17 protein-coding genes are annotated in these 24,422 nt (G+C 73.8%); 7 read left to right on the plus strand and 10 right to left on the minus strand.

Features of this window, described 5'->3' with window-relative positions:
- Window positions 1-2 precede the first annotated feature (2 nt).
- From ACIQR3_RS24650 to ACIQR3_RS24660, 3 genes are all read right to left on the minus strand, one after another.
- On the minus strand, window positions 3-1,760 hold the full coding sequence (locus ACIQR3_RS24650; protein ID WP_403542495.1) for a sulfite reductase subunit alpha: 1,758 nt from the start codon (window positions 1,758-1,760) through the stop codon (window positions 3-5).
- The gene (locus ACIQR3_RS24655) at window positions 1,757-7,264 is read right to left on the minus strand and encodes a glutamate synthase-related protein (RefSeq protein WP_403542498.1); all 5,508 of its coding nucleotides are present in this window, start codon (window positions 7,262-7,264) and stop codon (window positions 1,757-1,759) included. The genes ACIQR3_RS24650 and ACIQR3_RS24655 overlap by 4 nt, the downstream gene beginning before the upstream one ends.
- A 219-nt stretch (window positions 7,265-7,483) precedes the next feature.
- Window positions 7,484-10,162 carry an ATP-binding protein gene (locus ACIQR3_RS24660; RefSeq protein ID WP_403542500.1) on the minus strand — a complete coding sequence of 893 codons (2,679 nt, stop codon included), beginning with the start codon at window positions 10,160-10,162 and terminating at the stop codon, window positions 7,484-7,486.
- A 271-nt stretch (window positions 10,163-10,433) separates the two neighbouring features.
- On the opposite strand from ACIQR3_RS24660, the gene ACIQR3_RS24665 reads away from it, so the two are divergent.
- Complete coding sequence (locus ACIQR3_RS24665; protein ID WP_403542503.1) at window positions 10,434-11,756, plus strand: DUF2510 domain-containing protein; 1,323 nt, start codon at window positions 10,434-10,436, stop codon at window positions 11,754-11,756.
- A 153-nt stretch (window positions 11,757-11,909) separates the two neighbouring features.
- On the opposite strand, the gene ACIQR3_RS24670 is transcribed toward ACIQR3_RS24665, so the two are convergent.
- The gene (locus tag ACIQR3_RS24670) at window positions 11,910-12,524 is read right to left on the minus strand and encodes a TetR/AcrR family transcriptional regulator C-terminal ligand-binding domain-containing protein (protein WP_403542505.1); all 615 of its coding nucleotides are present in this window, start codon (window positions 12,522-12,524) and stop codon (window positions 11,910-11,912) included.
- 250 nt (window positions 12,525-12,774) lie between these two features.
- Here ACIQR3_RS24670 and ACIQR3_RS24675 point away from each other — a divergent pair, with 250 nt between their 5' ends.
- Together ACIQR3_RS24675 and ACIQR3_RS24680 are read left to right on the plus strand one after the other, a co-directional pair.
- Window positions 12,775-13,584: a phosphatase PAP2 family protein gene (locus ACIQR3_RS24675; protein ID WP_403542508.1), complete on the plus strand. Its 810-nt coding sequence runs from the start codon at window positions 12,775-12,777 to the stop codon at window positions 13,582-13,584.
- Window positions 13,581-14,756 (plus strand): hypothetical protein, encoded by a 1,176-nt coding sequence (locus ACIQR3_RS24680; RefSeq protein ID WP_403542511.1) that lies wholly within the window; start codon window positions 13,581-13,583, stop codon window positions 14,754-14,756. Before ACIQR3_RS24675 ends, ACIQR3_RS24680 begins: the two co-directional genes overlap by 4 nt.
- A 25-nt stretch (window positions 14,757-14,781) precedes the next feature.
- On the opposite strand, the gene ACIQR3_RS24685 is transcribed toward ACIQR3_RS24680, so the two are convergent.
- The gene (locus ACIQR3_RS24685; RefSeq protein WP_403542512.1) at window positions 14,782-16,836 is read right to left on the minus strand and encodes a phosphocholine-specific phospholipase C; all 2,055 of its coding nucleotides are present in this window, start codon (window positions 16,834-16,836) and stop codon (window positions 14,782-14,784) included.
- A gap of 128 nt (window positions 16,837-16,964) precedes the next feature.
- Between ACIQR3_RS24685 and ACIQR3_RS24690 the strand changes: the two genes are divergently transcribed.
- Entirely contained in the window at window positions 16,965-18,260 is a 1,296-nt protein-coding gene (locus ACIQR3_RS24690) for an MFS transporter (RefSeq protein WP_403542514.1), read from the plus strand.
- 117 nt (window positions 18,261-18,377) lie between these two features.
- Window positions 18,378-19,238 carry an alpha/beta fold hydrolase gene (locus ACIQR3_RS24695; RefSeq protein ID WP_403542517.1) on the plus strand — a complete coding sequence of 287 codons (861 nt, stop codon included), beginning with the start codon at window positions 18,378-18,380 and terminating at the stop codon, window positions 19,236-19,238.
- Between the two features lie 10 nt (window positions 19,239-19,248).
- Here the strand turns inward: ACIQR3_RS24695 and ACIQR3_RS24700 are convergent, their stop codons facing one another.
- Window positions 19,249-19,608 carry an ArsR/SmtB family transcription factor gene (locus ACIQR3_RS24700; protein ID WP_403542519.1) on the minus strand — a complete coding sequence of 120 codons (360 nt, stop codon included), beginning with the start codon at window positions 19,606-19,608 and terminating at the stop codon, window positions 19,249-19,251.
- A gap of 195 nt (window positions 19,609-19,803) precedes the next feature.
- On the opposite strand from ACIQR3_RS24700, the gene ACIQR3_RS24705 reads away from it, so the two are divergent.
- Window positions 19,804-21,183, plus strand: coding sequence for an NAD(P)-binding domain-containing protein (locus ACIQR3_RS24705; protein ID WP_403542522.1), 1,380 nt, complete (start codon window positions 19,804-19,806; stop codon window positions 21,181-21,183).
- 45 nt (window positions 21,184-21,228) lie between these two features.
- Here ACIQR3_RS24705 and arsB read toward each other — a convergent pair whose 3' ends face one another.
- Entirely contained in the window at window positions 21,229-22,317 is a 1,089-nt protein-coding gene (gene arsB / locus ACIQR3_RS24710; protein WP_403542524.1) for an ACR3 family arsenite efflux transporter, read from the minus strand.
- Window positions 22,314-22,622, minus strand: coding sequence for an ArsR/SmtB family transcription factor (locus tag ACIQR3_RS24715; protein ID WP_403542527.1), 309 nt, complete (start codon window positions 22,620-22,622; stop codon window positions 22,314-22,316). Before ACIQR3_RS24715 ends, arsB begins: the two co-directional genes overlap by 4 nt.
- Before the next feature lie 132 nt (window positions 22,623-22,754).
- Between ACIQR3_RS24715 and ACIQR3_RS24720 the strand changes: the two genes are divergently transcribed.
- Complete coding sequence (locus ACIQR3_RS24720; protein ID WP_403542530.1) at window positions 22,755-23,168, plus strand: arsenate reductase ArsC; 414 nt, start codon at window positions 22,755-22,757, stop codon at window positions 23,166-23,168.
- 30 nt (window positions 23,169-23,198) lie between these two features.
- Here ACIQR3_RS24720 and ACIQR3_RS24725 read toward each other — a convergent pair whose 3' ends face one another.
- Together ACIQR3_RS24725 and ACIQR3_RS24730 are read right to left on the minus strand one after the other, a co-directional pair.
- Window positions 23,199-24,038, minus strand: a complete 840-nt coding sequence (locus tag ACIQR3_RS24725) for a glutathione S-transferase C-terminal domain-containing protein (RefSeq protein WP_403542532.1) — start codon at window positions 24,036-24,038, stop codon at window positions 23,199-23,201.
- A 163-nt stretch (window positions 24,039-24,201) separates the two neighbouring features.
- Window positions 24,202-24,357 (minus strand): putative leader peptide, encoded by a 156-nt coding sequence (locus tag ACIQR3_RS24730; RefSeq protein WP_403542534.1) that lies wholly within the window; start codon window positions 24,355-24,357, stop codon window positions 24,202-24,204.
- Window positions 24,358-24,422: the final 65 nt, after the last annotated feature.

A 24,422-nucleotide genomic window follows, 5' to 3' on the forward strand; every position in this document is an offset into this window, starting at 1 on the left:
GCTCAGTACACGTCCCGTACGTAGCGCTTCGCCCGCCGCAGGTCGGCGAGGTACGCCGCCGCGTCGTCCTCGCCGCGGCCGCGCTGCTCGGCGATGACGTCCAGCAGGGCCGCCTCGACGTCCTTCGCCATGCGGGAGGCGTCGCCGCAGACGTACACGTGGGCGCCGTCCTCCAGCCACGCGTACAGCTCGCGCGACCGCTGACGCATCCGGGTCTGCACGTACACCTTCTCGGCCTGGTCGCGGGAGAAGGCGAGGTCCAGTTCGGTGAGCACGCCGCGCTCGCGCAGGCCGGTCAGCTCGTCCTCGTAGACGAAGTCGGTGGCGCGGTGCTGGTCGCCGAAGAACAGCCAGTTGCGTCCGGCGGCGCCGCGGGCGGCGCGCTCGTGCAGGAAGCCGCGGAACGGCGCGATGCCCGTGCCGGGGCCGATCATGACCATCGGGGCGTCGTCGTCGGCCGGGACGCCGAAGGAGGCGTTCGGCTGGACGAAGACGCCGACGGGGGTGGTCTCGTCGGCACGGCCCGCGAGGTAGGTCGACGCGACGCCCTCGTACCGGCGCAGCGGCGTGGCGTAGCGGACGGAGGCGACGGTGAGGTGGACGCTGCCGGGGTGGGCGAGCGGGCTCGACGAGATCGAGTACTGCCGTGGCTGCAAGGGCCGCAGGAACGGCAGGAGTTCGTCGAGGCCGGGCGCGGCGGCCCCGGCGTCCCGGAGCAGGTCGAGGACGTCCCGGCCCCAGAGCCAGGAGTCGAGGTCGGCGCGGTCGCCGTGGGCGACGACGGCGGCGAGGTCGCTGGTCGGCGCGCGTTCGGCGAGGTGGGCGACGAGGTCCCTGGACGGGGTGCGGATCTCGCGTTCGGTGCGCAGCACCTCGGCGAGCGGCCGTCCGTCGGCGTCCTCGTCGCCGGTGGCCCCGAGGTGCTCCAGGAGGGTGCCGACGAGCACGTCGTCGTTGACGGGGACGACGGCGAGCGCGTCGCCGGCCTGGTAGGTGATGCCGCTGTCGCCGAGGTCGAACTCGTAGTGCCGGATCTCCTTGGCGCTGCCCGGTGCGGACAGCAGCCGGTTGACGGCGAGGCGGGCGGGGTACGGGTTGCGCTTGTTCCAGGCGGAGCGGGCCGGGCCGGCCGGTGCGGGGGCGGGCGCCGCCGCGCCGGTCGCGCCGGTCGCGCCGGTCTCCGCGGCGACGCGGTCCAGGACGGCGGCCGTCCACGCCGCCGCGGGTTCCTCGAAGTCGACGTCGCAGTCGACGCGGTCGTGCAGCCGGGTGGCCCCGAGCTGTTCCAGGCGGGTGTCGATGACCTTGGCGGCCTGGCAGAAGTCGTCGTAGCCGCGGTCGCCGAGCCCGAGCACCGCGTAGCGCAGCGCCTCCAGGCGCGGGGCGGTGTCGGCCTGGAGCGCCTCCCAGAACAGTGCGGCGTTGTCGGGCATCTCGCCCTCGCCGTACGTGGAGGTGACGACGAGGACGTGGGACATGGCGGCGAGCCGCTCGGGCGTGACCGCGTCCAGGGCCACCGCCTTCCCGCCGAGGCCGCGGGCGCGGGCCCCGGCGACGAGTTCGCCGGCGAGGAACTCGGCGTTGCCGGTCTGGGTACCGAACAGGACGTCGACGGTGACCGCCGGGGTGTCGGCCGCCGCGGCGTCCCGGCGGCCGGCCGCCGCGATGCCCGCGAGGAACCCGGCGAGCCAGGACTCCTGCTGGGCGGAGAACGGCGCGTCGGCCGGGATGAGGGTGCCGGTGGGGGGCAGGAAGGTCACGCGGTCACCGCCTCGGTGGGGGGCTGCGGGGCGTGGCGGGCGGCGAGGTCGTCCAGTGCCGCGCCCGCGAGCAGTTCGTCGAACCGGGCGGCGCGGAGCCGGCCGGCGTTCTTCAGGGTCTGGTGGATGATCCAGCCGTAGGTGCCGGGGGCATCCATGCTGAGGTTGTTGCGCAGGCTGAGCGCGCACTTGTAGTCGTCGAGGCGCTTGGTCGCGACGAGGGTGGCGAGTTCGTCGTCGCCGAACCGCTCCAGCGTGCCGCGCAGGTACTTCACGACGCGCTGCTTGACGAAGAAGTCCTCGGTGAGCACCAGGTTGCGGACGGCCTCGGCGACCCGCGGATCGTCCGGGCCGGTGGCTCCCGGCACCCGCTGGAGCGCGAGGTCCTGGGCGACGCCGAGCACGGTGTACGACGACAGCAGCGAGAACATGTCGTCGCTGCCCTGGTCGCCGAAGGCCGGGGCCCGGCCGCCGAGCACGGTGCGGCGGTCGCGGTAGTCGACCTTGAACGCGCGGAGCTTGTCCGTCGCGATCGAGGTCGCCAGCTCGTCCAGCAGCTCGCCCCGGGTCGCGGCGGCGAGGATCTCGCCGGCGTCCTGGTAGAGGAGCAGCGCGCGGGGCATCCCGCAGTACACGTGCTCGCGTTCGCCGTCCCAGTCGGCCAGCAGCCGGGCGGCGAGCGGGGAGCCGGTGGCTTCCACGTGCCAGGCCAGCAGCAGCCGTACGGCCGCCTCGTGGAAGGCGCCGTGCGCGGTGTCGGTCACCGGGAAGACGAGCAGCGAGTCGGCGCTGACCCGGCCGGGCAGTTCGCCCGTGGGGTCGTACTGGTAGAGGAAGCCGCCGCTCATGCCGTTGCCGAGGCCCTTGCCGAAGCCGCCGAGGTTGAGGACGGTGCCGCCGGTCATGTACTCGCAGCCGAAGTCGCCGAGGCCCTCGACGACGGCGGTGGCGCCGGAGTTGCGCACGGCGAACCGGTCGCCGGCCTCGCCCTGCACGAAGGTCCGGCCGCCGGTCGCGCCGAACAGGGCGAAGTTGCCGACCAGGACGTTGCCGCCGCGCTCCGCGCTGCCGCCGCCGGGGGCGCGGACGACGATCCGGCCGCCGCTCTGGCTCTTGCCGACGCCGTCGTTGGCGGTGCCGGTGTGTTCGAGGGTGATGCCGTCGTTGCAGAAGACGCCGTACGACTGTCCGGCGGAGCCGGTGGTGCGGACGTGGACGGCGCCGTCGGCGAGGCGGCGGCGGCCCCGGTCGTCGGTGGTGACGGCGGGGGCGTCCACGGCGAGCTGGTGGTTGAGCAGCCGCTCCACGTCGATGGAGAGCTGCCCGCCGACCGACTTGTCGCTGTTGCGCAGCCGGACGCCGTCGACGAGCAGGGACGGCTCGCGCCGGTCGAACAGGGCGGTCCGGACGCGCTCGACGAGGGCGTCGTCGGTGGTGAAGTCCTTCTCCAGGTACTCCGGGTCCGGCACGGTCTTCTCGGGGACGCGGGCCAGCAGCCGGCGCACGTCGAGGCGGCCGACGCTCGCCGGGTGGTCGAGGAGCTGGAGCAGGTCGGTGCGGCCCCGGGCCTCGCGCAGGGACCGCAGCCCGAGGCGGGCGAGGATCTGCCGGACGTCGTGGGCGATGTTGAGCAGGTACTGCGCCAGCGCGCGCGGGTCGCCCTCGAACGCCTCGGCGTTGGTGGTGAGCCCGGCCGGGCACTTCACGTTGCAGTTCTTCGCCATGACGCAGCCGAGCATCATCAGCGCGGTCGTGCCGAACTCGAAGCTGTCGGCGCCGAGCAGCGCCGAGGTGACGACGTCGCCGCCGGTCTGGTGCGCGCCGGAGCAGCGCAGGACGACCTTCTCCCGCAGGCCGTTGGCGAGCAGCGCCTGGTGCACCTCGGCGACGCCGATCTCCGCCGACCGCCCCGCGTACTTGAGGCTGGTGACGGCCGCGGCGCCGGTGCCGCCGGTGTTGCCGGCGACGTTGATGACGTCCGCGCCGGCCTTGGCGACGCCGACCGCGATGGTGCCGATGCCCTCCGAGGAGACCAGCTTCACGATCACCCGGACCCGGGCGGCCTTGCAGTCGTGGATGAGCTGCGCGAGGTCCTCGATCGAGTACGTGTCGTGGTGCGGGGGCGGCGAGATCAGCTCGATGCCGGGGGTGCCGCCGCGCGCCGCGGCGATGTCGACGGTGACCTTGGGGGCGGGCAGCTGGCCGCCCTCGCCGGGCTTGGCGCCCTGGCCGATCTTGATCTCCAGTTCCTCCAGCATCGGGTCGGCGAGGTAGCCCGCCCAGATGCCGAACCGGCCGGACGCGAACTGCTTGATGCGGGAGCCGCGGACGGTGCCGTACCGGGAGTGGTGCTCGCCGCCCTCGCCGCTGTTGGACAGCGCGCCGACCATGTTCGCGCCGTGCGCGACGGCCTCGTGGGCGGTCGCCACCAGCGCGCCGTGGCTCATGGCGCCGGAGGCGAGGGACCGGGTGATCTCGTGCGCGGGCTGCACCTCGTCGAGCGGCACGCTCCCGGGTGCCTCGTCGAGCAGGGCGAGGAGGCGGGCGACGGGGCCGGTGGCGGCGACCGTGACGCCGTCGTCGGTCACGTCGAGGGTCTCGGCCGCTCCCAGGTGCGCGAGCCCTTCGGCGAGGGCGGTGTGGCGGTCGGTGCCCGGGTCGGTGAGGCGCAGCCGGAAGGTGCCGGGGCCGGTGGCGGTCACGGTCACCCCGCGGGCGGTGACGCCGGCGTTGCCGTCGGTCGAGAAGCGTCCCAGCTCGCGGGCGAAGTCCTCCGCCGTACGCAGCCCGGTGACGTCGGCGGGCAGCGCGAGGACGTCGCGGAGCGCGGACGGGCGCCGGGAGCGTTCCTCGTGGGTGGTGCGCAGGAAGGCGCGGTACCCGGGGGTGATCCGGAACGCGTCGATCTCGGCGTCGCTGAGCGCGTCGTACCCGGTGTTGCGGTAGGCGGCGTCGGTGATGCCGAACGCGTCGTCGAGCTGGCCGAGGGTGAGCAGCCGCAGGGCGTCCGGGTCGTCCTCGCGCCCGAAGGCGGGCGGTTCCTCGGTCATGCCGCCGAAGCCGCGTACGGCGTTGACGCCGAAGGAGTGCCCGGCCCCGTCCGACCGCTCCTTGAACAGTCCGAGCAGCGGGATCTGCTGCTCGCTCGCCACGGTCCGGGCCCGCTCGTGCCAGTCCGTCGCGGCCTGCGCGATCCGGGCGAACCCGACGCCGCCGACCGGTGACTCCAGGTGCGGGAAGATCCGCGCGAAGACGTCGTCGCGGGTGTCGAGGTAGTTGGGCTCGAAGAACTCGCCGCCGATGTAGCTCTCGGCGGTGCACAGCCCGACCCGGCCCATGGTCTTGGCGAGGGACTTCTCGGCCGCCTTGCGGAACTTGGCCAGGGCCCGGTCGGTCTCGGTGATCTCGCCGGCGGGCGCCGGTGCGCTCGGGTACCGCTCCTCGGCGCGCAGCCGGGCGCTGAGGCTGTAGACCGCCGAGGCGCCGAAGCCGAGCGCGGTGGCGACGTGGTGCGAGGAGGCCAGCTGGCCGCTCTCCACGACGAGCGAGGCCCGCAGCCGCAGCCCGGTCTCGATCAGGCGCTGGTTGACCGCCGCGACGGCGAGGACGACCGGCAGCGGCGCCCGCGTCGAGGAGACCGCCCGGTCGGTGAGGAGGGCGATGCCGCCCTGCTCGGCGGCGAACCGCTCGACGTCGTCGCAGAGCCGTTCCAGGGCCGACCGCAGCGCGTCCGCGTTGGCGGTGGCGTCCCCGGGCACCGGCTCGTAGAGCATGGCGAAACGTTCCAGCGGGACGATCCGCTGGTCGCGCAGCCGGACCATGTCGAGGTGGCCGAGCACGGGCGAGGAGACCACGAGCTGGCGCCCGGCGGTCCCGACCGACTCGCCGGTGCCGTCGGGCTTCGGGCCGAGCGCGACCCGCATGCTCATGCCGTCGGCCTCGCGGATGCTGTCCAGCGGCGGGTTGGTCACCTGGGCGAAGCGCTGCGAGAAGTACTTCGCCATGCCGCCCTCGGTGTCGCTGAGCGCGTTGATGGCGTTGCCGTAGCCCATCGCGGAGATCCGCTCCGACCCGTCGGCGAGCATCGGGTCGAGCATGAACCGGAAGCTCTCCTGGTTCAGCGACCAGGCCACGTACCGGCCGGCCAGGGACAGGTCGCCGTCGTAGCCGAGCGTGGTCGTGCCGCGGTAGTAGTCGGGCGCGGGCAGGTCGTCGAGGTTGACGCGGGCCGCGTCCAGCAGCTCGCTGTAGGGCCGGCGCGCGGCGAGGGCGTCGAGCACCTCCCGGGTGCGCAGGACGCGGCCGGCGCGGTGGTCCACGACGAGCATGCCGCCCGCCTCGATGCGGCCCCGGTGCACGACCTCGTCGTCGGGGAAGGCGACCTGGCCGGCCTCCGAGGCCACCATCAGGTACTCGGCGGTCTCCACGGTGCGCAGCGGGCGCAGGCCCAGCCGGTCCAGGCGGGCGCCGATCACGTCCCCGTCGCTGAAGATGACGGCCGCCGGACCGTCGTTCTTCTCCTCGTACAGCGAGAAGTACTCCAGCATGTCGCGGACGGCGGCGGGCAGGGTGCGGTCGTTCTCCCAGGCCGGCGGCATGAGGGTGACGACGGCCTCGACGAGGTCCAGGCCGTCGTCGAAGACCCGGCTCTGCAGGGTCTGGTCGAGGCGGCTGGAGTCGGACTGCCCCGGCGGGCGGACGATGGAGCGGGTGCGGGCGCGGGCGAGGGCCTCGTCGGTCAGGCGGTTCTTGCGGTCGGTGTTCAGCTCGCCGTTGTGCGCCATGAGGCGGAACGGCTGGGCCATCGTCGGGTGCGGTTCGGTGTTGGTGGAGAACCGGGTGTGGAAGTACAGGGAGCGCACGGAGTGCCGCGGGTCGCACAGGTCGCGGAAGTAGCCGATGACCTCGCCGGAGTTGAGGCGTCCCTTGAGCACCTGGGTCCGCGCGCTCAGCGACAGCGGGTAGAGCCCCGCGCAGGTGTCGTCGGCGTAGGCGACGGCCTCGATCGCGAGCAGGGCGCGGTGGGCGGCGGCGTCGACCTCGGGGCGCTCCCACTGCTCGGGGGCGCGGAACACCCACTGCACCAGGGGCAGCTGGTACTGCTCGGCGGCGGGCCGCGCGACGCTGTGGTCCACGGGGACGTCCCGGACCAGCAGCAGCTCGAAGCCCTGCTCGGCGATGCTCCGGGCGACGAGGTCGGTGGCGGCGGCGCGGCGGCCGGCGTCGGTGGGCACGAAGCAGTTGGCGACGCCGAAGTGCCCGGCGCGCAGGGCCGTGCCGGTGAGCGCGGCGAAGAACTCGACCGACAGGTCGACGCTCACGCCCGCGCCGTCGCCGACGCCCTCGGCGGAGGTGCCGCCGCGGTGCGGGATGGCGCGGAGCGCCTCGTCGCCCTTCAGGATGACGTCGTGGCTCGGGGTGCCGTCGAGACGGGTGAGGAAGCCGACGCCGCAGTCGCTGTGGTCGCGGGCAGGGTCGTACAGACCGGTGGCGGTGTGGTTCAAGAGCGGTCCTGTGAGCGAGTGCCGGCTTGGGGGTGCCTCCCGGGCCCTCGGGGCGCTGGGGAGGAACGGCCAGGCTGCGTCGGTGGAGCGCTCGCCGCGGGCGGACCGGCACGACGGCCGGGTCCCTGAGTGGTACGTCTGCACGGTAAGGCGTGCCTAACCCCTACCGCAAGTGTGTGGCCTGCGGTTTTTCCGGGCGGCTCGGCGTGTCCGGGGGTTTCAGGGGGTCCGGTCCGGCCCGGTGGCGTCGCGCAGGGCCCGTTCCGCGCGCCGGGCCAGGCCGTCCGCGCCGCAGTCGCGGGCCAGGGCCAGGCCCCGTTCCAGTTCGGCCGGGGAGCGGGCGGCGATGCCGTACTCGACCTGGGCGGCGGCGTGCTCGTAGCGGCAGGGCGAGGCCGCCAGGCGGGCGGCGGCCTGGGCGGCGAGGCCGACCGCGCGCCGTCCCGTCTCCAGCGCGGCGGCGCAGCGCAGGGCCTCCCCGACGGCGGTGTCCGTGCCGAACCGCTCGGCCTGCCGGCGGGCCTCGTCGGCCAGCCGGGCGGCGCGGGCGGGATCCTCGCCGGCCAGCGCGCGGGCCAGGTCGACCGCCCAGGGGACCATCACCGGGTTGTGGTGGCCGCGGGCCGCGGTGGCCTTCTCGGCGGCCTCCAGTTCGTTGACGCCGTCCTCGGTGCGGCCGACCGCGAGCAGCAGGCGGCCGCGGACCGAGCGCGGGTCGGGCAGCACGATCGTGGACGGGTACGGCGGCGCGAAGTCGTACTGCTCGGCGATCTGCCACGCCTCGTCGACATGGCCGCGGGCGAGCAGGGTGTCGACCAGGTTGCACGTCGCCGACCAGTACAGCGGCAGGCCGCGGCCGACCCGCTCGGCCAGCCGCAGCGACTCGCGCAGGGACGCCTCGGCCTCGGGCAGCCGGCCGCGCCTGCGGTGGCCGAGACCGACGTAGGCGTGGGCGAGGGCGAGGTGGCCGCCGCTCCAGCCGGCGGTCTCGTAGGCGCGCAGGGCCTCGCCGAAGAGGGCGTCGGCACGGTCCAGGCGGTCGGTGCAGGCGTAGGCGCTGGCCAGCATCATCAGCAGTTCCAGGCCCCACTCGGTGTCGGTCCAGCCGAGTCCGGGGGCGAGGCGGCCGTCGACCAGGGCGCGGTCGCACAGCGCGGCGATCTCCTCGGCGCTCTCCCCGCGGGTCATGGCGTCGAAGGCGCGCAGGATGAGCAGAGCGCGCTCGGCGTTGTCCCGGCCGGTGCAGGTGGCGGCGAGGGCGGCCAGCCGCTCGGAGCGGCCGGGTACGACGGACTCGCCGGCGTGGATGCCCTCCCACATGTACTGGACGGCCTGGAGCCGCAGGCGGGCGGGGCCGTCGGGGTGCCGGGCGGCCTCGGTCTCGACGGTGCGGACCGCCTCCTCCAGCTGGTCGTTGTGGAGCAGCGCCTGGGAGAGGCGGACGACGGCGTCCACCCGTTCGTCGCCGTGCAGGCCGGGCATGCCGAGGGCCTCGCGGAGGTGGCCGACGGTGGTGGCGGGCGAGGTCAGCAGGGTGGCGCAGCCGAGTTCGTAGAGCACGCGCGCGTGGGTCTCGGGCGGCGGGGGCTCCTCAAGGGCGCGCTCCAGGCAGCGGCGGGCGGCGTCGGGGGCGCCGACGGCGAGGTGTTCGCGGGCGGCCTCGCGGAGCTGCTCGACCAGTTCCTCGTCGTCGTCCGGGTGGACCTGGAGGAGGTGCCGGGAGGCCGCCGCCGCGCCCAGGCCCAGGTCGGTGACGAGCTGGGCGGCGATGCCGTGCATGGCCCGGCGCAGCCCGTCCGGGATGGACTCGTAGACGGCGGTGGCTATCAGCGGGTGGCGGAACTCCAGGGCGTCGTCGCCGGGGCCGGACGCGACGAGGATGCGGTCGTCCCGCAGGAGCCCGGCGCAGCGTACGGCCTCGTCGCGGCTCATGGTGGTGAGCGCGGCGCACAGGGAGACGGTGATGCCGGTGCCCAGGACGGCCGCGGCCCAGGCGAACCGGTGGGCGTCGACGCCGAGTTCCTCCAGACGGGCGATGAGGCCGACGCCGCGGCCGGCCTCGTTCAGGGCGCGCAGTTCGGCGGCGTTGGCGGCGACGGGTTCGAGGCCGCTGTCGCGGACCTTGGCGAGGAGCTCCACGGTGTCGTAGGGGTTGCCGCGGGTGACGGTCCACACCTCGTGGCAGAACGGGTCGTCGGCGCCGGCGCCCAGGGTGGCGCGGGTGAGCCCGGCCGCGGCCTCGTGGGTGAGCAGGCTCAGGGTGGTGACGGGGGCGTGCGCGAGAGCGGCGACCGTGTCCAGGTACCGGGCGCTGTCGCCGGTGGCGTCGCCGGAGCGGAAGGCGGTCACCACCAGGACGGGCAGGTCGCCGAGGTGTTCGGCGAACGCGGCGAGCCAGCGCAGGGTCTCCTGGTCGGCCCAGTGCAGGTCGTCGATGAGCAGGACCAGCGGTGGTTCGCCGTCGGCCAGCCGCCGTACGGTCTCGACCAGCCCGTCGCACACGCCCCGCGGGTCGGCCTGCCGCTCGCCCGGGTCGGCGGTGCCGAGGGCGGGGCCGACGATGTCGTACCAGTCGCCGAGGAGGTCGCGGGCCTCGTCGGGGTGGAGCGACAGGAGCGCGGGCTGGAGCAACTGCCGTACGACGTTGTACGGGACCGACCGCAGGGTCTCGCCGCCGCGCGCGTGCTGGACGGCGCAGCCGCGGGCCTCGGCGAGGCGGCGGGCGGTGGCCAGCAGGGCGGTCTTGCCGAGGCCGGCCTCGCCGCGGAAGACCAGCAGGGCTCCGGAGGGCGAACGGTCCGCGCACAGGGCGTCGACCGCCCGTGCGACGGCGGCGACTTCCTCGTCGCGCTCCCACAGGCCGGCCGGGGCGCCTGCCGTGGGCCTTGCCTCCGTCATCCCGCTACCTCCCCGAGTCGCCCGAATGACGTACCGACTCCGAGCCTAGCCGCCCGAACCGCACGGCGCCGTATGGTCGTTACGGGTCTTGCCCTACCGGGCGACTTCGTGTACCGGAGAGGCATCACGGTGGGTCCCGGGCCGTCGATCGCCGCCGTACGCTGGGGATTTCACGCGGCACGGGGAGGGCGGCGCCGGGCGCGGGGAGGGCGGCGGGAAATGTCCCCCTCCCTCTCATACGACTTTCACCGACGCCTCATACGGTGGGGACATGACGCAGGAGACTCCTCCCGGGTGGTATCCGGACCCCGGGCAGACAAATGACGGCCCCGCCACCGAGCGCTGGTGGGACGGCAAGGCGTGGACGGACCGGATCCGTCCCGCGGGGGGTCCCCCGGAACAGCCGCCGGCGGACGGCGCGCAGCAGGCGGCAGAGCCGGAGGGACCGGCGGGATCGGCTGGATCGGCTGGAGCAGCGGGAGCAGCGGGGCCGGCGAAGCCTTCGGTGGCGGGGGACGCGGTCGCCGGGCAGCCGGACGCCGCCGCATCCGCCTCCGCCCCCGGAGAACCCGCCTCCGCAGAACCCGGCACCGCAGAATCCGGCACCGCAGAATCCGCCTCCGCAGAACCCGGCCCCGGACAGCCGACGGCAGCCGACGCCGGGCCCGGGCAGCCGCCCGTGGCCGGGACCGGGACCGTGCCGGGGCAGCCGCCCGTGCCCGGTCCCCTCCCCGGCCATCCGGCGCCGCCGGCCTACGCGGCGTACCCCCCGCACCCGGGGTATCCGGCGCAGCCGCCGCCCCCGCGGCGGAGCGGTCTGCGGACGGGGATAGCCGTGGCCGTCACGGCGGCCGTACTGGCGAGCATCGGCGTCGGCGTGTACGCGCTGGCCGGTGACGGCGACGGGAACGGTGACGACCGCGCCGTCTCGCAGCAGCGGAGCCCGGGCGGCCAGGACGGCGAGGGCCTGCCGGACAACCCGTTCGGCGATTCGGGCGGCGGCTCCGGCGGCGGCGACGGCGAGTCGCCCGCGCCGCAGGGCTCCGAGGCCCCCCGGATCGAGAGCGGCTCGGTGCCGGACGCGGTCAGCGGGATCAGCCTGCCCGTCCCGGACGGCTGGTACGGGCAGGAACTGACGGTCGGCGCCCAGGTCTCCTCGAACGAGTCCTACGAGTGCCCCGGCAACAGCGCCTCCTCCTGCACCAAGGGCGGCGCCTACTCGGCACCGGCGATGGTGCTGGGCACCGAGGGCTCCACCGCCGAGGAGGTCGCGAAGGCGGACATCTCGGCCAACGCGGAGGAGTCCTACGGCGGCGACAGCTACGGCTCGATCACCTCCCACGACGTGCTGTCCTCGAAGGCGGTCACCGTGGCCGGGCAGAAGGGGTACCAGGTCCGCTGGAAGGCCGTCACCAGCAAGGGCTCCGACGGCTACGTCCAGTCGCTGGCCTTCCCCTCGCCGGCCAACCCGCAGCAGATCGTCGTCGTGCGGTTCGGTGTCGACGTCAGCGAGGAGCAGTCCGTCATCGACGAGATCGTCGAGGGCATCGAGGTGTCGACGTCGGGCGGCACGGGCAGCGGCCAGGACGTCTGACCGCCGCGCCGCCCCGGGAAGCTGTCGGCCGGGTGGAACGCCCTTCCGCTCAAAGGGCGCCCCACCCGGCCGGGGGGTGCGCGCCGCCCCCGTCCCCACGGTGCGGCGCGAGCAGGCCACCGTCCAGTCATCCCACGGACGGTGACCTGGGTCTCAGGTCAGGCCCAGCACGGGGAGCACCGCGGCCTCCACGAAGCGGACGAGGTACTCCGCGTCGGCGTACTCCCCTTCCATCACCGGCCGGACGCGCAGCACGCCGAACATCTGCACCGGCACGAACTCCAGCGCGGGGTGGCCGGCGGCCACCTCGCCCCGTTCGACCCCGCGGCGCAGGATCTCGCGCAGCGCGGCGATCTCCGGTTCGACCAGCGCCTCGCGCAGGGCCAGTTTGAGTTCCGGGTCCTCCACCACGGCGTGGCCGAGCGCCTGGAGCAGCTGGGTGTCCTCGCCGGACCACGCGCCCGCCGCCCGGGCCGCCAGCCGCAGGTCCTCGGCGAGCGAACCGGTGTCGATACCCTCGAAGCGCACCCGCCGGCGCGACCGCAGGGCCGCCGCGACGAACTGCGGCTTGGTCTTCCACTGCCGGTAGAGCGTGGACTTGCTGCACCGGGTGCTGGTGGCGATGCCCTCCATGGTCACGGCGTCGTAGCCGCACTCACGGATCCGGTCGAGGACGGCGTCGAGGAACTCCTGCTCGCGCTCGGGCGTGAGTTTGGAGCGGCGCGAGGTGCCGACCGTCTCCGGTCGGTCCGCGGCCTGCGACGTCATGGTGCTGCTCCTCTTGTGCTGTCTCCGGCGTCCGGTCCGGGGTTCCGCACCCCAGCGTACCGATACGCCAGTGTACCGGTACCCGATCGTACCGATACTCGATCGTATCGGTACACTGGCGTATCGGAACGAACCCGTATCGATCCAACGAACCCGTGTCGATGAGGCGTACCCACCCGGCGCCGCACATCCGTGGCGGTACGGGCCGCCAGAACACCGCACGCACCACCGTCAGCGAAGGGGCCGGGGGATGAACGCCCGCAGCGAGCCTGCAGAAGCGGAGCCGGACGCACCGGCCAGGCCACCCCTGGTCCGGGAACTCCTGCTCGTGGCCGGACTCTTCCTCGTCTACAAACTCGGCCGGCAACTGGCGACCGGCCACACCGGCGAGGCGTTCCGCAACGCCCACCACGTGTGGCACCTGGAGCGGTGGCTGCACCTGCCCGGCGAGGGCGGCGTCCAGTCGCTGCTGCTGCACGGCGACGCCCTCGTGCGGGTGGCGAACACCTACTACGCGACCGTGCACTTCCCGGCCACCGCCGCGTTCCTCCTGTGGCTCTACCTGCGCCGGCCCCGGCACTACGTGTGGGCCCGCCGGGTACTGGCCGCGCTGACCGGCGCGGCACTGGTGCTGCACCTGACGTTCCCCCTCGCGCCGCCGCGGATGCTGGGGATCGCCGGTCTGGTGGACACGGCGCGGGTCTACGGACCGTCGGTGTACGGCCCGCCGCGCACCGACACGCTGTCGAACCAGTTCGCGGCGATGCCGTCGCTGCACTTCGGCTGGGCGTTGATGGTGGCGATCGGGCTGATCGCCGCCACCCGGTCCCGCTGGCGGTGGCTGTGGCTGCTGCATCCGCTGCTGACACTGCTGGTGATCGTGGGCACCGCGAACCACTACTGGCTGGACGTGATGGTGGCGTCGGCGCTGCTCGGGCTGGCCCTCGCGGTGATCCGCCTGCCGCACCGCCGGCCGGCCGGGACGACGGGCGGACGGCCCCGGTTGCGGGTTCGTCCGCAGCCGGTCGAACGGCGCCGACTGGTGGGGGCGGGCCGATGAGCGCCGCCCTCGTCGCCGTCGTCCTGTCCCTGGTCTCCGCCGTCGCCTACGCGGCCGCGGCCGTCGCCCAGGAACGGCTGGCCACCCGCCGTCCGGGCACGGGCGTACTGCGGCTGCTGGGCAGCGGGGCGTGGTGGTGGTCGGTGACGCTGAACGCGTCGGCCGCGCTGCTGCACGTCGGCGCTCTGCGGTACGGCCCGCTCACCGTCGTCCAGCCGCTGGGCGCGCTCACCCTGGTCGCGGCGGTGCCCCTGGGGGCGCGGCTGGCGGGACGGCGGGTCGGCGCGGCCGAGTGGCGGGGCACCGGGCTGACCCTGCTCGGGCTCGGCGCGCTGCTGGTCACGGCGTCCGGCCCGGCCCCCGACGATGTGCTGAGCGTGCCGGAGGCGGTGGCGGTGGCGGGCGTGACGGCGGTGCTGATCGGAGCGCTGGCCAGGCCCGGCGCTCGGCCCGGCCTGCGGCACGCGGGCGCGTCCGGCGTCGCCTCCGGGGTCGCCTCGGCGCTGACCCAGACCGTCACGGTCGCCGCCACGGACGGCACCGGACCGCTGCTCGGCGTCCAGGTGATCGGCGTGGCGGTCCTGGTCGCGGCCTTCGCGACCGGTGGCCTGCTGCTGTCGCAGACGGCATACCGGGGCGGCCTGGGCGCTCCGCTGGCGGTGGTGACCCTGGCCAACCCGGTGGCCGCCGCGGCGATCGGCGTGGCCCTCCTCGGCGAGCGCCTGCGGGGCGGCCCGGCCGGCGTCCTGCTGGCCCTGACCGGAGCGGCCCTGGCCGCCTGGGGCGTCCTTGTCCTGACCCGGGCCGCGCCGGGCCCGCTGCGAGCGGCCCCGGAACCGTCCCCGGCAGCCCTGCGAACGGACTCCGAACCAGCCCCGGCAACCCTGCGAACGGACCCCGAACCGTCCCCGGCAGCCGGCCCGGCCACCCCTCTCCCGGCGCCGGACGGCCCGGACCCGGTGCGAATCCAGCCGACCCCCGTCGCCGCGACACCGCATCGCCAGACACCGCCCCGCCAGGCGGCGCCACGCCAGGCGCCGTCCCGACAGGCGGCGCCACGCCAGGCGCCGTCCCGACAGGCGCCGTCCCGACAGGCGCCGTCCCGACAGGCGCCGCCGGGGCAGGCGCCGCCGGGGCAGCGTCCGGACGCCGGGCAGCTCACGCCCCTGTAGCCGGCCGGCCTGGGTCCCGGACGGGCTACTCGCCGCCGAGCGCCGGGTCGCTCACGCCCGCCCGGCCGTTCTCGACGTGGCCGGCGAAGCGGCGCAGGAACGCCGGGTCGGACTCGGAGGTGACCGTCAGGTCGTACCAGCGGCGGCCGGCGGTGAGGTCGACGGTGTGCCGGACGGTGGCGCCGGGGCGCACGGTGAGGGTCCGGCCGCGCCCGCCGTAGGCGTTGGCCAGCTTCAGCCGGACCGTTCCGGAGCCCCGGTTGGTGAGGGTCAGCTCGATGTCGTCCCGGACGTGACGCGCCGTGACCTCGGGGCCGGCGGTCCCGGCCGGCTGCCGGAAGACGCGCAGGAAGCCGTTGGGGCCGTGCACGGTCAGGTCGTGGACACCGCCCGAGTACGCCCCGTCCCAGGTGTCGGAGACACGCTTGCCGGCCTCGGTGGTGTACGTCCAGGGACCGTCGGTGCGGTTGCCGGAGGTGACGAGGAAGGCGGCGCCCGCCTGGGCACCGGAGGCGAAGGTGAGGCTGAGGGTGCCGGCGACCGGGTCGGCCGAGGCGTCCACCAGCGGGGCGTACCGCAGCGGGCGGGCGGGACGCAGACCGCGCTCCTGCCGGGGCATGCCGGGTTCCGCCGGGGGCGTGGGACGGTAGTCGGGGTGCCGGTCGCGGTCCTGCGGCTCATAGGCGTCGGTGTCGGGCAGGCGGGCGGGGCGGCTGTCCTTGCGGGAGAAGTCGAAGGCCGAGGTCAGGTCGCCGCAGATCGCGCGCCGCCACGGGGAGATCTGCGGCTCGCGCACCCCGAACCGGCGCTCCATGAAGCGCAGGATCGAGGTGTGGTCGAGCGTCTCGGAGCAGACGTAACCGCCCTTGCTCCAGGGCGAGACGACCAGCATCGGGACGCGCGGGCCGAGCCCGTAGAAGCCCTCGGCGTAGCGCGAGCTGCCCGGGAAGACGTCCAGCGAGACGTCGGCCGTCGAGCGGCCCTGCGCGTCGGACCTCGGCGGCAGCGGCGGTACCAGGTGGTCGAAGAAGCCGTCGTTCTCGTCATAGGTGATGAACAGGGCCGTCTTCGCCCACACCTCGGGGTTGGAGGTGAGCGCGTCCAGGACCTGGGAGATGTACCAGGCGCCGTAGTTCGAGGGCCAGTTGGAGTGCTCGGAGAAGGCCTCGGGCGCGGCGATCCAGGAGATCTGCGGCAGCTTGTCCGCCTTCACGTCGGCGCGCAGCAGGTCGAAGTAGCCGTCGCCGTTGGCCGCGTCGGTGCCGGTGCGGGCCTTGTCGTACCAGGGGTCGCCCGGCTTCGCGTCGCGGTACTTGTTGAAGTACAGCAGGGAGTTGTCGCCGTAGTTGCCGCGGTAGGCGTCGGAGATCCAGCCCCAGGAACCGGCGGCGTCCAGGCCGTCGCCGATGTCCTGGTAGACCTTCCAGGAGATCCCGGCCGCCTCCAGGCGCTCGGGGTACGTCGTCCAGTCGTAGCCGAGTTCGTCGTTGCCGAGGACCGGGCCGCCGCCCTTGCCGTCGTTGCCGGTGTGGCCCGACCACATGTAGTAGCGGTTGGGGTCGGTGGAGCCGATGAACGAGCAGTGGTAGGCGTCGCAGACGGTGAACGCGTCGGCGAGGGCGTAGTGGAAGGGGATGTCCTCGCGGGTCAGGTACGCCATCGTGGTCGTGCCCTTGGCGGGCACCCAGCGGTCGTACTTGCCGTCGCGGTACGCCTCCTGGCCGTCGGGCCAGCTGTGCGGCAGGCCCTCCAGGAACTGCATGCCGAGGTCGTCGGCGTCCGGGCGGAAGGGCAGCACCTCGGTGCCGTCGGCCTTGGTCTGGTGCCACACCGACTTGCCGCTGTCCAGGGTGACGGGGTGCGGGTCGCCGAAGCCGCGGACGCCGCGCAGGCTGCCGAAGTAGTGGTCGAAGGAGCGGTTCTCCTGCATCAGGACGACGATGTGCTCGACGTCCTCGATCGATCCGGTCCGGTGGTTGGCCGGGAGCGCGGCGGCCCGCTGGATGCTCGCGGAGAGCGCGCTGAACGCCGTGGTGGCGCCCGCGATCTGGAGGAATCGACGCCGGTTGACTTCGGCCATGGGGTGGTGAGCCTCTCGCCTCGGGAACGTTCGGAGTGTGTCAGGGGCACCGAACGTCAGGGAAGGGTCGGATGGCGTTCATGTGAAGGTCGCCGGTACCCGAGGTGTGCGGGGCGGTTCCGGCGGGGATGGTCGCGATCATGACAGGCATGCACACGGTCCCCCCGCCGACCCGTCGGCCCCTGCGCCAGCTCCTCGCCGCCTCCGTGGGCAACGCGGTGGAGTGGTACGACTGGTACGCCTACACCTTCCTCGCCACCTACATCGCCGGCCAGATCTTCCCCAAGGGCGCGGACAGTTCGCTGGTGCCGCTGCTGTCGACGTTCGCGGTGTTCGCGGTGGGCTTCTTCATGCGGCCCGTCGGCGGGCTGCTGATGGGCGCCGTGGCCGACCGGCACGGCCGCCGGGCGGCCCTGACGGTCACCATCCTGCTGATGGGCGGCAGCAGCCTGCTGGTCGGGCTGACCCCGACGTACGCGGCGGCGGGCGTGCTGGCCCCGGTGGTCCTGGTCCTGGCCCGGCTGCTCCAGGGCCTGTCGGTGGGCGGCGAGTTCGCGGCGTCGACCACCTTCCTGGTGGAGTCGGCGGGGCCGGGACGCCGGGGCCTGTTCTCCAGTTTCCAGTACGTCTCGACGACGGCCGGGCAGCTCCTCGCCTCCGGGATCTCGGCCCTGCTGGTGAGCACCCTCGGCGAGGCGAGCATGGACGGCTGGGGCTGGCGCGTCCCGTTCGTCCTCGGGGCCGTGTTCAGCCTGGCCGGGTTCTGGATCCGGCGGGGCGCCGAGGAGACGCGGAGCGCGGAGCAGGCGCGGGCGCCGCGCCCAGGGCTGTTCGAGGCGCTGCGCCGCCATCCGCGCGAGTCCCTCCTCATCGGCGGCATCACCGCGGGCGGCACCCTCGCCTACTACACCTGGACCTCGTACCTGCCGACGTACGCCGAACTCAACGCCGGCGTCACCAAGTCCGACGCGCTGCTGGCCGGCACCCTCTCGCTGGCCTTCTTCGCCCTGCTCCAGCCGGTCGGCGGGATGCTGTCGGACCGCTTCGGACGCCGGCCCCTCCTCCTCTTCTTCGGCCTCGGCTTCGCCCTGCTCAGCGTGCCCCTGCTGCACGCCCTGCGGGACTCGTTCGCCGTCCTGCTGCTGGTGCAGTGCGCCGGGATGGTCCTGCTCACCGGCTTCACCTCGATCAGCGCGGCCGTCAACGCCGAGATCTTCCCGCCCCGGGTGCGGGCGGCCGGCATCGGCTTCCCCTACTCGCTGACGGTCGCGCTGTTCGGCGGCACGGCCCCGTACGTCGGCACGCTCTTCAAGGAGCTGGGGCACGCCGGGATCTTCCCGTGGTACGTCGCCGCCCTGTGCCTGCTCTCCTCGCTGGTGTACCTGCGGCTGCCGGAGACCGCCCACCGGGAGCTGGCGCGCTGACCCCCCGGGCCCGCCCAACACGCCGATCGTTCGGCCGTGTTGACCGCCCCTGTCCCGCCCGGCCGGGACGTACAGTGGGGCCGGCCTCCGTACCGACAGCAGAGAGTGAGCCGGCAGATGCAGCCGACGTTCGTACTGGTGCACGGCGCGTTCGCGAACTCCTTCTCCTTCGCGCCGCTCCAGGCCGAACTCGGCCTCCTCGGGCACCGTTCGGTCGCCGTCGACCTGCCCGGCCACGGCTTCGGTGCGACGTTTCCGCGCGCCTACCAGGCACCGCAGGACCCGGAAGGTCTCGCCACCGCGCCCGGCGCGATCAAAGGGGTCACGCTCGCCGACAACGTCGCCCACCTGACCGGCGTACTGGAGCGGGCCAAGGAGAACGGCCCGGTGATCCTCGTCGCGCACAGCCGTGGCGGCATCACGGCCACCGCCGCGGCCAACGCCCGGCCGGAGCTGATCGACCGCCTCGTCTACGTCGCCGCCTGGTGCCCGGTCGACCTGGCCGTCGGCGACTACTACGCCGAGCCGGAGATGGCCACGGTCGACACCGCCTCACTGGCCCTGGCTGCGGCCGGGAACCCGGCCGAGCTCGGCCTGCTGCGCGTCAACTTCCGCACCGCCGACCCGGACGCCCTCGCGGCACTCAAGGCGGCCTTCCTCGCCGACGGCACCGACGCGGAGTTCCTGGCCTTCCTGAACACCTTCCAGCCCGACGAGAACCTCGACGTCGGCACCTCGGCCGACCGGGCGCGGGCCGCGACCTGGGGCCGTGTGCCGAGGACGTTCGTACGCCTGACCGGCGACGCCGGCATGCCCCTGGCCATGCAGGACCGGCTGATCCGCGAGAGCGACGCGCTGACGCCGGACAACCCGTCCGACGTCCGCACCCTGGAGGGCAGCCACCTGCGCTGGCTGATCCACCCGGCACCGGCGGCCCGGGTCCTGGCGGACCTCTCCGCGCTCACCGCGGACAGCTGAAGCCGGCCGTTCAGCCGGTCGGCGACAACAGGCCGGCCATGGCCGCCAGCACCCCGGGCGCGACCCTGTAGTACACCCAGCTGGCACGGCGCTCCGACTCAAGCAGCCCGGCCTCCCGCAGCTTGCGCAGGTGGTGGCTGACCGTGGGCTGGGAGACCCCCACGTCCTGGATGTCGCAGACACAGGCCTCTCCGGCCGGCTGGGCGGCGATCTTCGAGAACAGCCGCAGCCGCACGGGGTCGGAGAGCGCCTTGAACATGACGGCGATCCGCTCCGCGTCCGCGGCGGACAGTTCCTCCTTGCCCAGCGGCCGGCAGCACCAGGAGGCGGTGGCGTCCGGACCGGTGGGGTCAACGGCCAGATTCGACATGTCTCCATATTGACAGACGTCGAAGCATTGACCAAGAGGACGCAAGGGGCGGAAGGGGCTCAAGGGACTCAAGGGACCCAAGAGGGACCCGCCCATGAATTCGATGAACTTCTATGTTGACGCACATCGATTCCAGGGGTCATGCTGAGTGACATCGACAAACGTCGAATCAACAGCCGAGGAGTCGTCGCCATCATGTCCACCGCCCCTGTTCTCCCCGTGATCGTCATCGGCGCCGGCCCGGTCGGCCTGGCCGCCGCGGCCCACCTGACCGAGCGCGGCCTGACTCCCCTCGTTCTCGAAGCGGGCAGCACCGCCGGTGCCGCCGTGCGCGCATGGGCGCACGTACGCCTGTTCTCCAGCTGGGGCGAGGTCGTGGACCCGGCCGCCGAGAAGATCCTGGCCCAGACGGGCTGGACCAGGCCCGATGCCGCCGGCTACCCGACCGGCGGCGACTGGGTCGAGCACTACCTGCGGCCGCTCGCCGACGCGCTCCGGGACCGGGTGCGCTACGGCGCCCGGGTGACCGGCGTCTCGAAGGCCGGCCGCGACCGCGTCGTGGACGCCGACCGCGACGCGCAGCCGTTCGTCGTGCACGTCGAGCACTCCGACGGCCGGGAGGAGAGGCTGCTCGCCACCGCTGTGATCGACGCCTCCGGCACCTGGGCGCTGCCCTCCCCCGCCGGTGGCAGCGGCCTGCCCGCCCTGGGCGAGCGTGCGGCGGCCGACCGCGTCACCTACCGCGTCCCCGACTTCTCGGACCCCGCCGTGCGGGCCCGTCACGCCGGCCGGCGCACCGCCGTCATCGGCGCCGGCGCCTCCGCGTTCACCGCGCTGGCCGCACTCGCCGAGCTGGCCCGCTCCCAGGACGGGACCCGGACGAAGGCGGTGTGGGTACTGCGACGCGGCATCTCGGGTTCCACCTTCGGCGGCGGAGCGGCGGACCAGCTGCCCGCGCGCGGAGCACTGGGCCTCGCGGCCAAGGCCGCCGTCGACGACGGCCACGCCGAGGCGGTCACCGGCTTCCGGACCGAAGCATTCGAACGCGCCGCCGACGGCCGGCTGGTCCTCGCCGCCGAGGACGGCCGACGGCTCGATCCGGTGGACGAGGTCATCGTCCTGACCGGGTTCCGTCCCGATCTGTCGTTCCTCTCCGAGGTACGTCTGCGCCTGGACGAACGCCTCCAGGCGCCCGTGGCACTCGCCCCGCTGATCGACCCCAACCAGCACTCGTGCGGCACGGTCTACCCGCACGGCCACCGGGAGCTGTCCCACCCGGACTCCGGCATCCACCTCGTCGGCATGAAGAGCTACGGCCGCGCCCCCACGTTCCTGGCCATGACCGGCTACGAGCAGGTCCGGTCGGTGGCGGCGGCGCTGGCGGGCGACACCGACGCCGCCGACCGGGTGGAACTGGTCCTGCCGGAGACCGGCGTGTGCGGCGGCTCGGGCCTCTTCGACTCCGCCGCCACCGAGACCGCCGCCACCGGGACCTCCGGCGCCGGCACGGACGGCTGCTGCGCGCCCGCTGCTCCGCTGCTCTCCGTCTCACCGACCGGGCGCCGATCGCAGTGATCGCACTGATCGCACTGATCGCACTGATCGCACTGATCGCACTGATCAGCGTGCGGCCGGGACGAACCTCTTGCGCCAGGCCAGGGACACGTAGACGAGTCCGATCAGGACCGGCACCTCGATCAGCGGGCCCACGACGCCGGAGAGGGCCTGGCCGGAGGTGACGCCGAAGGTGGCGATGGCGACGGCGATGGCCAGCTCGAAGTTGTTGCCGGCGGCGGTGAAGGCGAGCGTGGCGGTGCGGTCGTAGGCGAGGCCGATCGCCTTGCCGAGCAGGAAGGTGCCGGCCCACATCACGGCGAAGTACACCAGCAGCGGCAGCGCGATGCGCACGACGTCCAGGGGCTGGGAGGTGATGGTCTTCCCCTGGAGGGCGAACAGGACGACGATCGTGAAGAGCAGGCCGTACAGCGCCCAGGGGCCGATCTTCGGGAGGAACTCTCGCTCATAGCCCTCCCGGCCCATCTTCTTCTCGCCGATACGGCGGGTGAGGAATCCGGCGAGGAGCGGGACGCCGAGGAACACCACGACGTTGAGCGCGATCTTCCAGACGGGGACGTCCAGGCCCTGTCCGTCGCCGAGGCCGAGCCACTGGGGCAGCAGGTCCAGGTAGAACCAGCCGAGCAGGCCGAACGCGATGACCTGGAAGACCGAGTTCAGCGCGACGAGCACGGCCGCCGCCTCGCGGTCGCCGCAGGCGAGGTCGTTCCAGATGATGACCATGGCGATGCAGCGGGCCAGGCCGACGATGATCAGGCCGGTGCGGTACTCGGGCAGGTCCGGCAGGAAGATCCAGGCCAGCGCGAACATCACGGCCGGGCCGACCAGCCAGTTGATGACCAGGGACGAGACCATCAGCCTCTGGTCACCGGTCACGGCGTCGAGCTTGTCGTAGCGGACCTTGGCCAGGACCGGGTACATCATGACCAGCAGGCCGAGCGCGATCGGCAGGGAGATGCCGCCGACCTCCAGGTGGGCAAGGCCGTCGTCCATGCCGGGGATCAGGCGGCCCAGGCCGAGGCCGACGGCCATGGCGAGCAGGATCCAGACTGCCAGGAAGCGGTCGAGGCTCGACAGCTTCGCGACGACGGAGGACTCCTCGGCGGCCGGCGCGGGGGTGTCGGTGCGGGTCACGGGCAGGCCCTCTTGTTCTGGGCGGCGTTGCGGGCGGACTCGGCCAGGTCGGCGAACCGGCCGGCGAGCGAGGCGATGACGTCCGGCCTGAGCTTGTAGTACGTGTACCGGCCGCACGGCTCCGTCTCGACGACACCGGCCTCGCGCAGCACCCTCAGGTGGTTGGAGAGGTTGGTCTGCCGGGCCCCGGTCTCCTCCACGAGGTGGGTGGTGCACAGCGTCTCTTCGGCGAGCAGGGTCACGATCCGCAGCCTGAGCGGGTCCGCCAGCACCCGGATCAGATCAGTGTCGACTGACGTCATCATGCGCTGATACTCTCACATCAGTGGCGGCTGACGTCACCGGGTGATGAGGTCATGCGCACCTGATGCCGTCACGGGACGAGGATGCCGTCACGGGACGAGGATGCCGTCGCGAGACGAGAGAGAGACCCCCTGATGTCCGACAAGCCCTCCGTGCTGTTCGTCTGTGTCCACAACGCCGGCCGTTCCCAGATGGCCGCCGCGTGGCTGACCCACCTGGCCGGCGACCGCGTCGAGGTCCGTTCCGCCGGCTCCGCCCCGGGCGCCGCCGTCAACCCGGCCGCCGTCGAGGCGATGCGCGAGGTCGGCGTGGACATCTCCGCGGAGGTGCCGAAGCTGCTGACCGTGGACGCGGTCCAGGAGTCCGACGTCTGCGTCACCATGGGCTGCGGCGACACCTGCCCGGTCTTCCCCGGCAAGCGGTACCTGGACTGGCGGCTCGACGACCCGGCCGGCCAGGGCGTCGAGGCCGTCCGCCCGATCCGCGACGAGATCAAGGTGCTGATCGAGGGCCTGATCGAGGAGATCGCCCCGCTCCCGGGGGCGTGAGCCGCGCCGGGGACGGCCGCGACGGCGTCCTCACCGCACCGCGGTCCAGTCCACGATCCCCACCGCCGCGCCTGCGGCCTCGGCGCCCCGGCAGTGGGCGTGGTGCCTGCGGGCGATGCCGTCGAGGTCCAGGTGAGGACCGAAGGCGGGGTGCGCGGCCAGCCGTCGCGCGTACGCCCACAGACGGGGGTGGCCGGTGATCCGGTGCACCGCGGCGGCGTCCAGGTGGTGCCGGTGCACGGTGTCGAGCTGCACCAGCGTCACCCACAGCCGCACGTCGGCGAGGGTGAGTTCGTCGCCCAGTACGTGCTGCCGGGAGGCGAGCCGCCGCTCCAGCAGGTCCAGCGCGCGCAGCAGGGCGGCCAGCGCGGTGTCGCGTGCCGCCGGGTCGCCGCCGTACTGCCCGGCGCGCTGGGCCGTCGCGGTGATGCCCTGCTCGCAGAGCCGGGCCATGTCCTCGATCGCCTCCTCGGCACCGCGCGGGAGGAGATCGGGACCATGGCCGCCGAACCGCCGGGCCATGTCCCGCAGGATGTCGGGGGTGTGGGTGCTGACGATCCGCCCGGTCCAGTTGTCGCTGAGGACCGGCGCCACGGCCGGACCGGGGTGCTGGTGCGAACTGGCCTCGTACAGCGGGCGCAGGGCCCGGTGTCCGCCGCCGGGGGCGTCGGGCACGGCGGGCAGCAGCGTCACCGGGAGGACGTCGTCGAGGCCGAGCAGGCTGTGCGTGACGGCGATCTGCAAGCCGTGCGGACAGGACAGCGACAGGTGGAGCCGGTAGCGGTGCGGAGCGGCGTAGTAGCCGCTGCGCGCGTCGCAGCCGATCCTGCTCCGGAAGGACGGCACGGCGGTCGGGGATGTGGCGGACATGCGTCTCCCTGAGAGTGCTCGGTCACGGGCATACGGACGAACAGACGTACGGGCGAACGGACCACGAGCGAACGGGACTGCGGGCGAACGGACCACGGGCATACGGAGGCGACGGCACGCGGCGGCTTCGGCGCGGCCGGGAGAGGCGCTCGCGGCGGTGAGGTCAGGCGCGAGGGGCGGCCGGACCGCCCTCGCGCGGGGAACTCGCCGCGCCGCACACCCGCACGAGGTCGATGTGGCGGCGGGACGTCAGCAGGGGCAGTCGCCGGGTGGCGACACGGACGGCGTCGCCACCGAGGTCCAGCGCAGCACGGCCCATGATTCCCTACCAGTTCACTAGGATTCCTGTAGTGGAGTCTCGGGCCATGTCCAGGCTCCGTCAAG

This window comes from Streptomyces sp. NPDC090994 (assembly GCF_044768905.1).
GTDB lineage: Bacteria > Actinomycetota > Actinomycetes > Streptomycetales > Streptomycetaceae > Streptomyces.

Bases quoted from the DNA above. Each gene is read 5' to 3' on its own strand.
- ACIQR3_RS24695 (WP_403542517.1), top strand. From the start codon at position 18,378: ATGCAGCCGACGTTCGTACTGGTGCACGGCGCGTTCGCGAACTCCTTC.
- ACIQR3_RS24670 (WP_403542505.1), bottom strand. From the start codon at position 12,524: ATGACGTCGCAGGCCGCGGACCGACCGGAGACGGTCGGCACCTCGCGC.
- ACIQR3_RS24715 (WP_403542527.1), bottom strand. From the start codon at position 22,622: ATGATGACGTCAGTCGACACTGATCTGATCCGGGTGCTGGCGGACCCG.
- ACIQR3_RS24720 (WP_403542530.1), top strand. From the start codon at position 22,755: ATGTCCGACAAGCCCTCCGTGCTGTTCGTCTGTGTCCACAACGCCGGC.
- ACIQR3_RS24690 (WP_403542514.1), top strand. From the start codon at position 16,965: ATGGTCGCGATCATGACAGGCATGCACACGGTCCCCCCGCCGACCCGT.
- ACIQR3_RS24725 (WP_403542532.1), bottom strand. From the start codon at position 24,038: ATGTCCGCCACATCCCCGACCGCCGTGCCGTCCTTCCGGAGCAGGATC.
- ACIQR3_RS24675 (WP_403542508.1), top strand. From the start codon at position 12,775: ATGAACGCCCGCAGCGAGCCTGCAGAAGCGGAGCCGGACGCACCGGCC.
- ACIQR3_RS24665 (WP_403542503.1), top strand. From the start codon at position 10,434: ATGACGCAGGAGACTCCTCCCGGGTGGTATCCGGACCCCGGGCAGACA.
- ACIQR3_RS24730 (WP_403542534.1), bottom strand. From the start codon at position 24,357: ATGGGCCGTGCTGCGCTGGACCTCGGTGGCGACGCCGTCCGTGTCGCC.
- ACIQR3_RS24680 (WP_403542511.1), top strand. From the start codon at position 13,581: ATGAGCGCCGCCCTCGTCGCCGTCGTCCTGTCCCTGGTCTCCGCCGTC.
- ACIQR3_RS24660 (WP_403542500.1), bottom strand. From the start codon at position 10,162: ATGACGGAGGCAAGGCCCACGGCAGGCGCCCCGGCCGGCCTGTGGGAG.
- ACIQR3_RS24685 (WP_403542512.1), bottom strand. From the start codon at position 16,836: ATGGCCGAAGTCAACCGGCGTCGATTCCTCCAGATCGCGGGCGCCACC.
- ACIQR3_RS24705 (WP_403542522.1), top strand. From the start codon at position 19,804: ATGTCCACCGCCCCTGTTCTCCCCGTGATCGTCATCGGCGCCGGCCCG.
- ACIQR3_RS24700 (WP_403542519.1), bottom strand. From the start codon at position 19,608: ATGTCGAATCTGGCCGTTGACCCCACCGGTCCGGACGCCACCGCCTCC.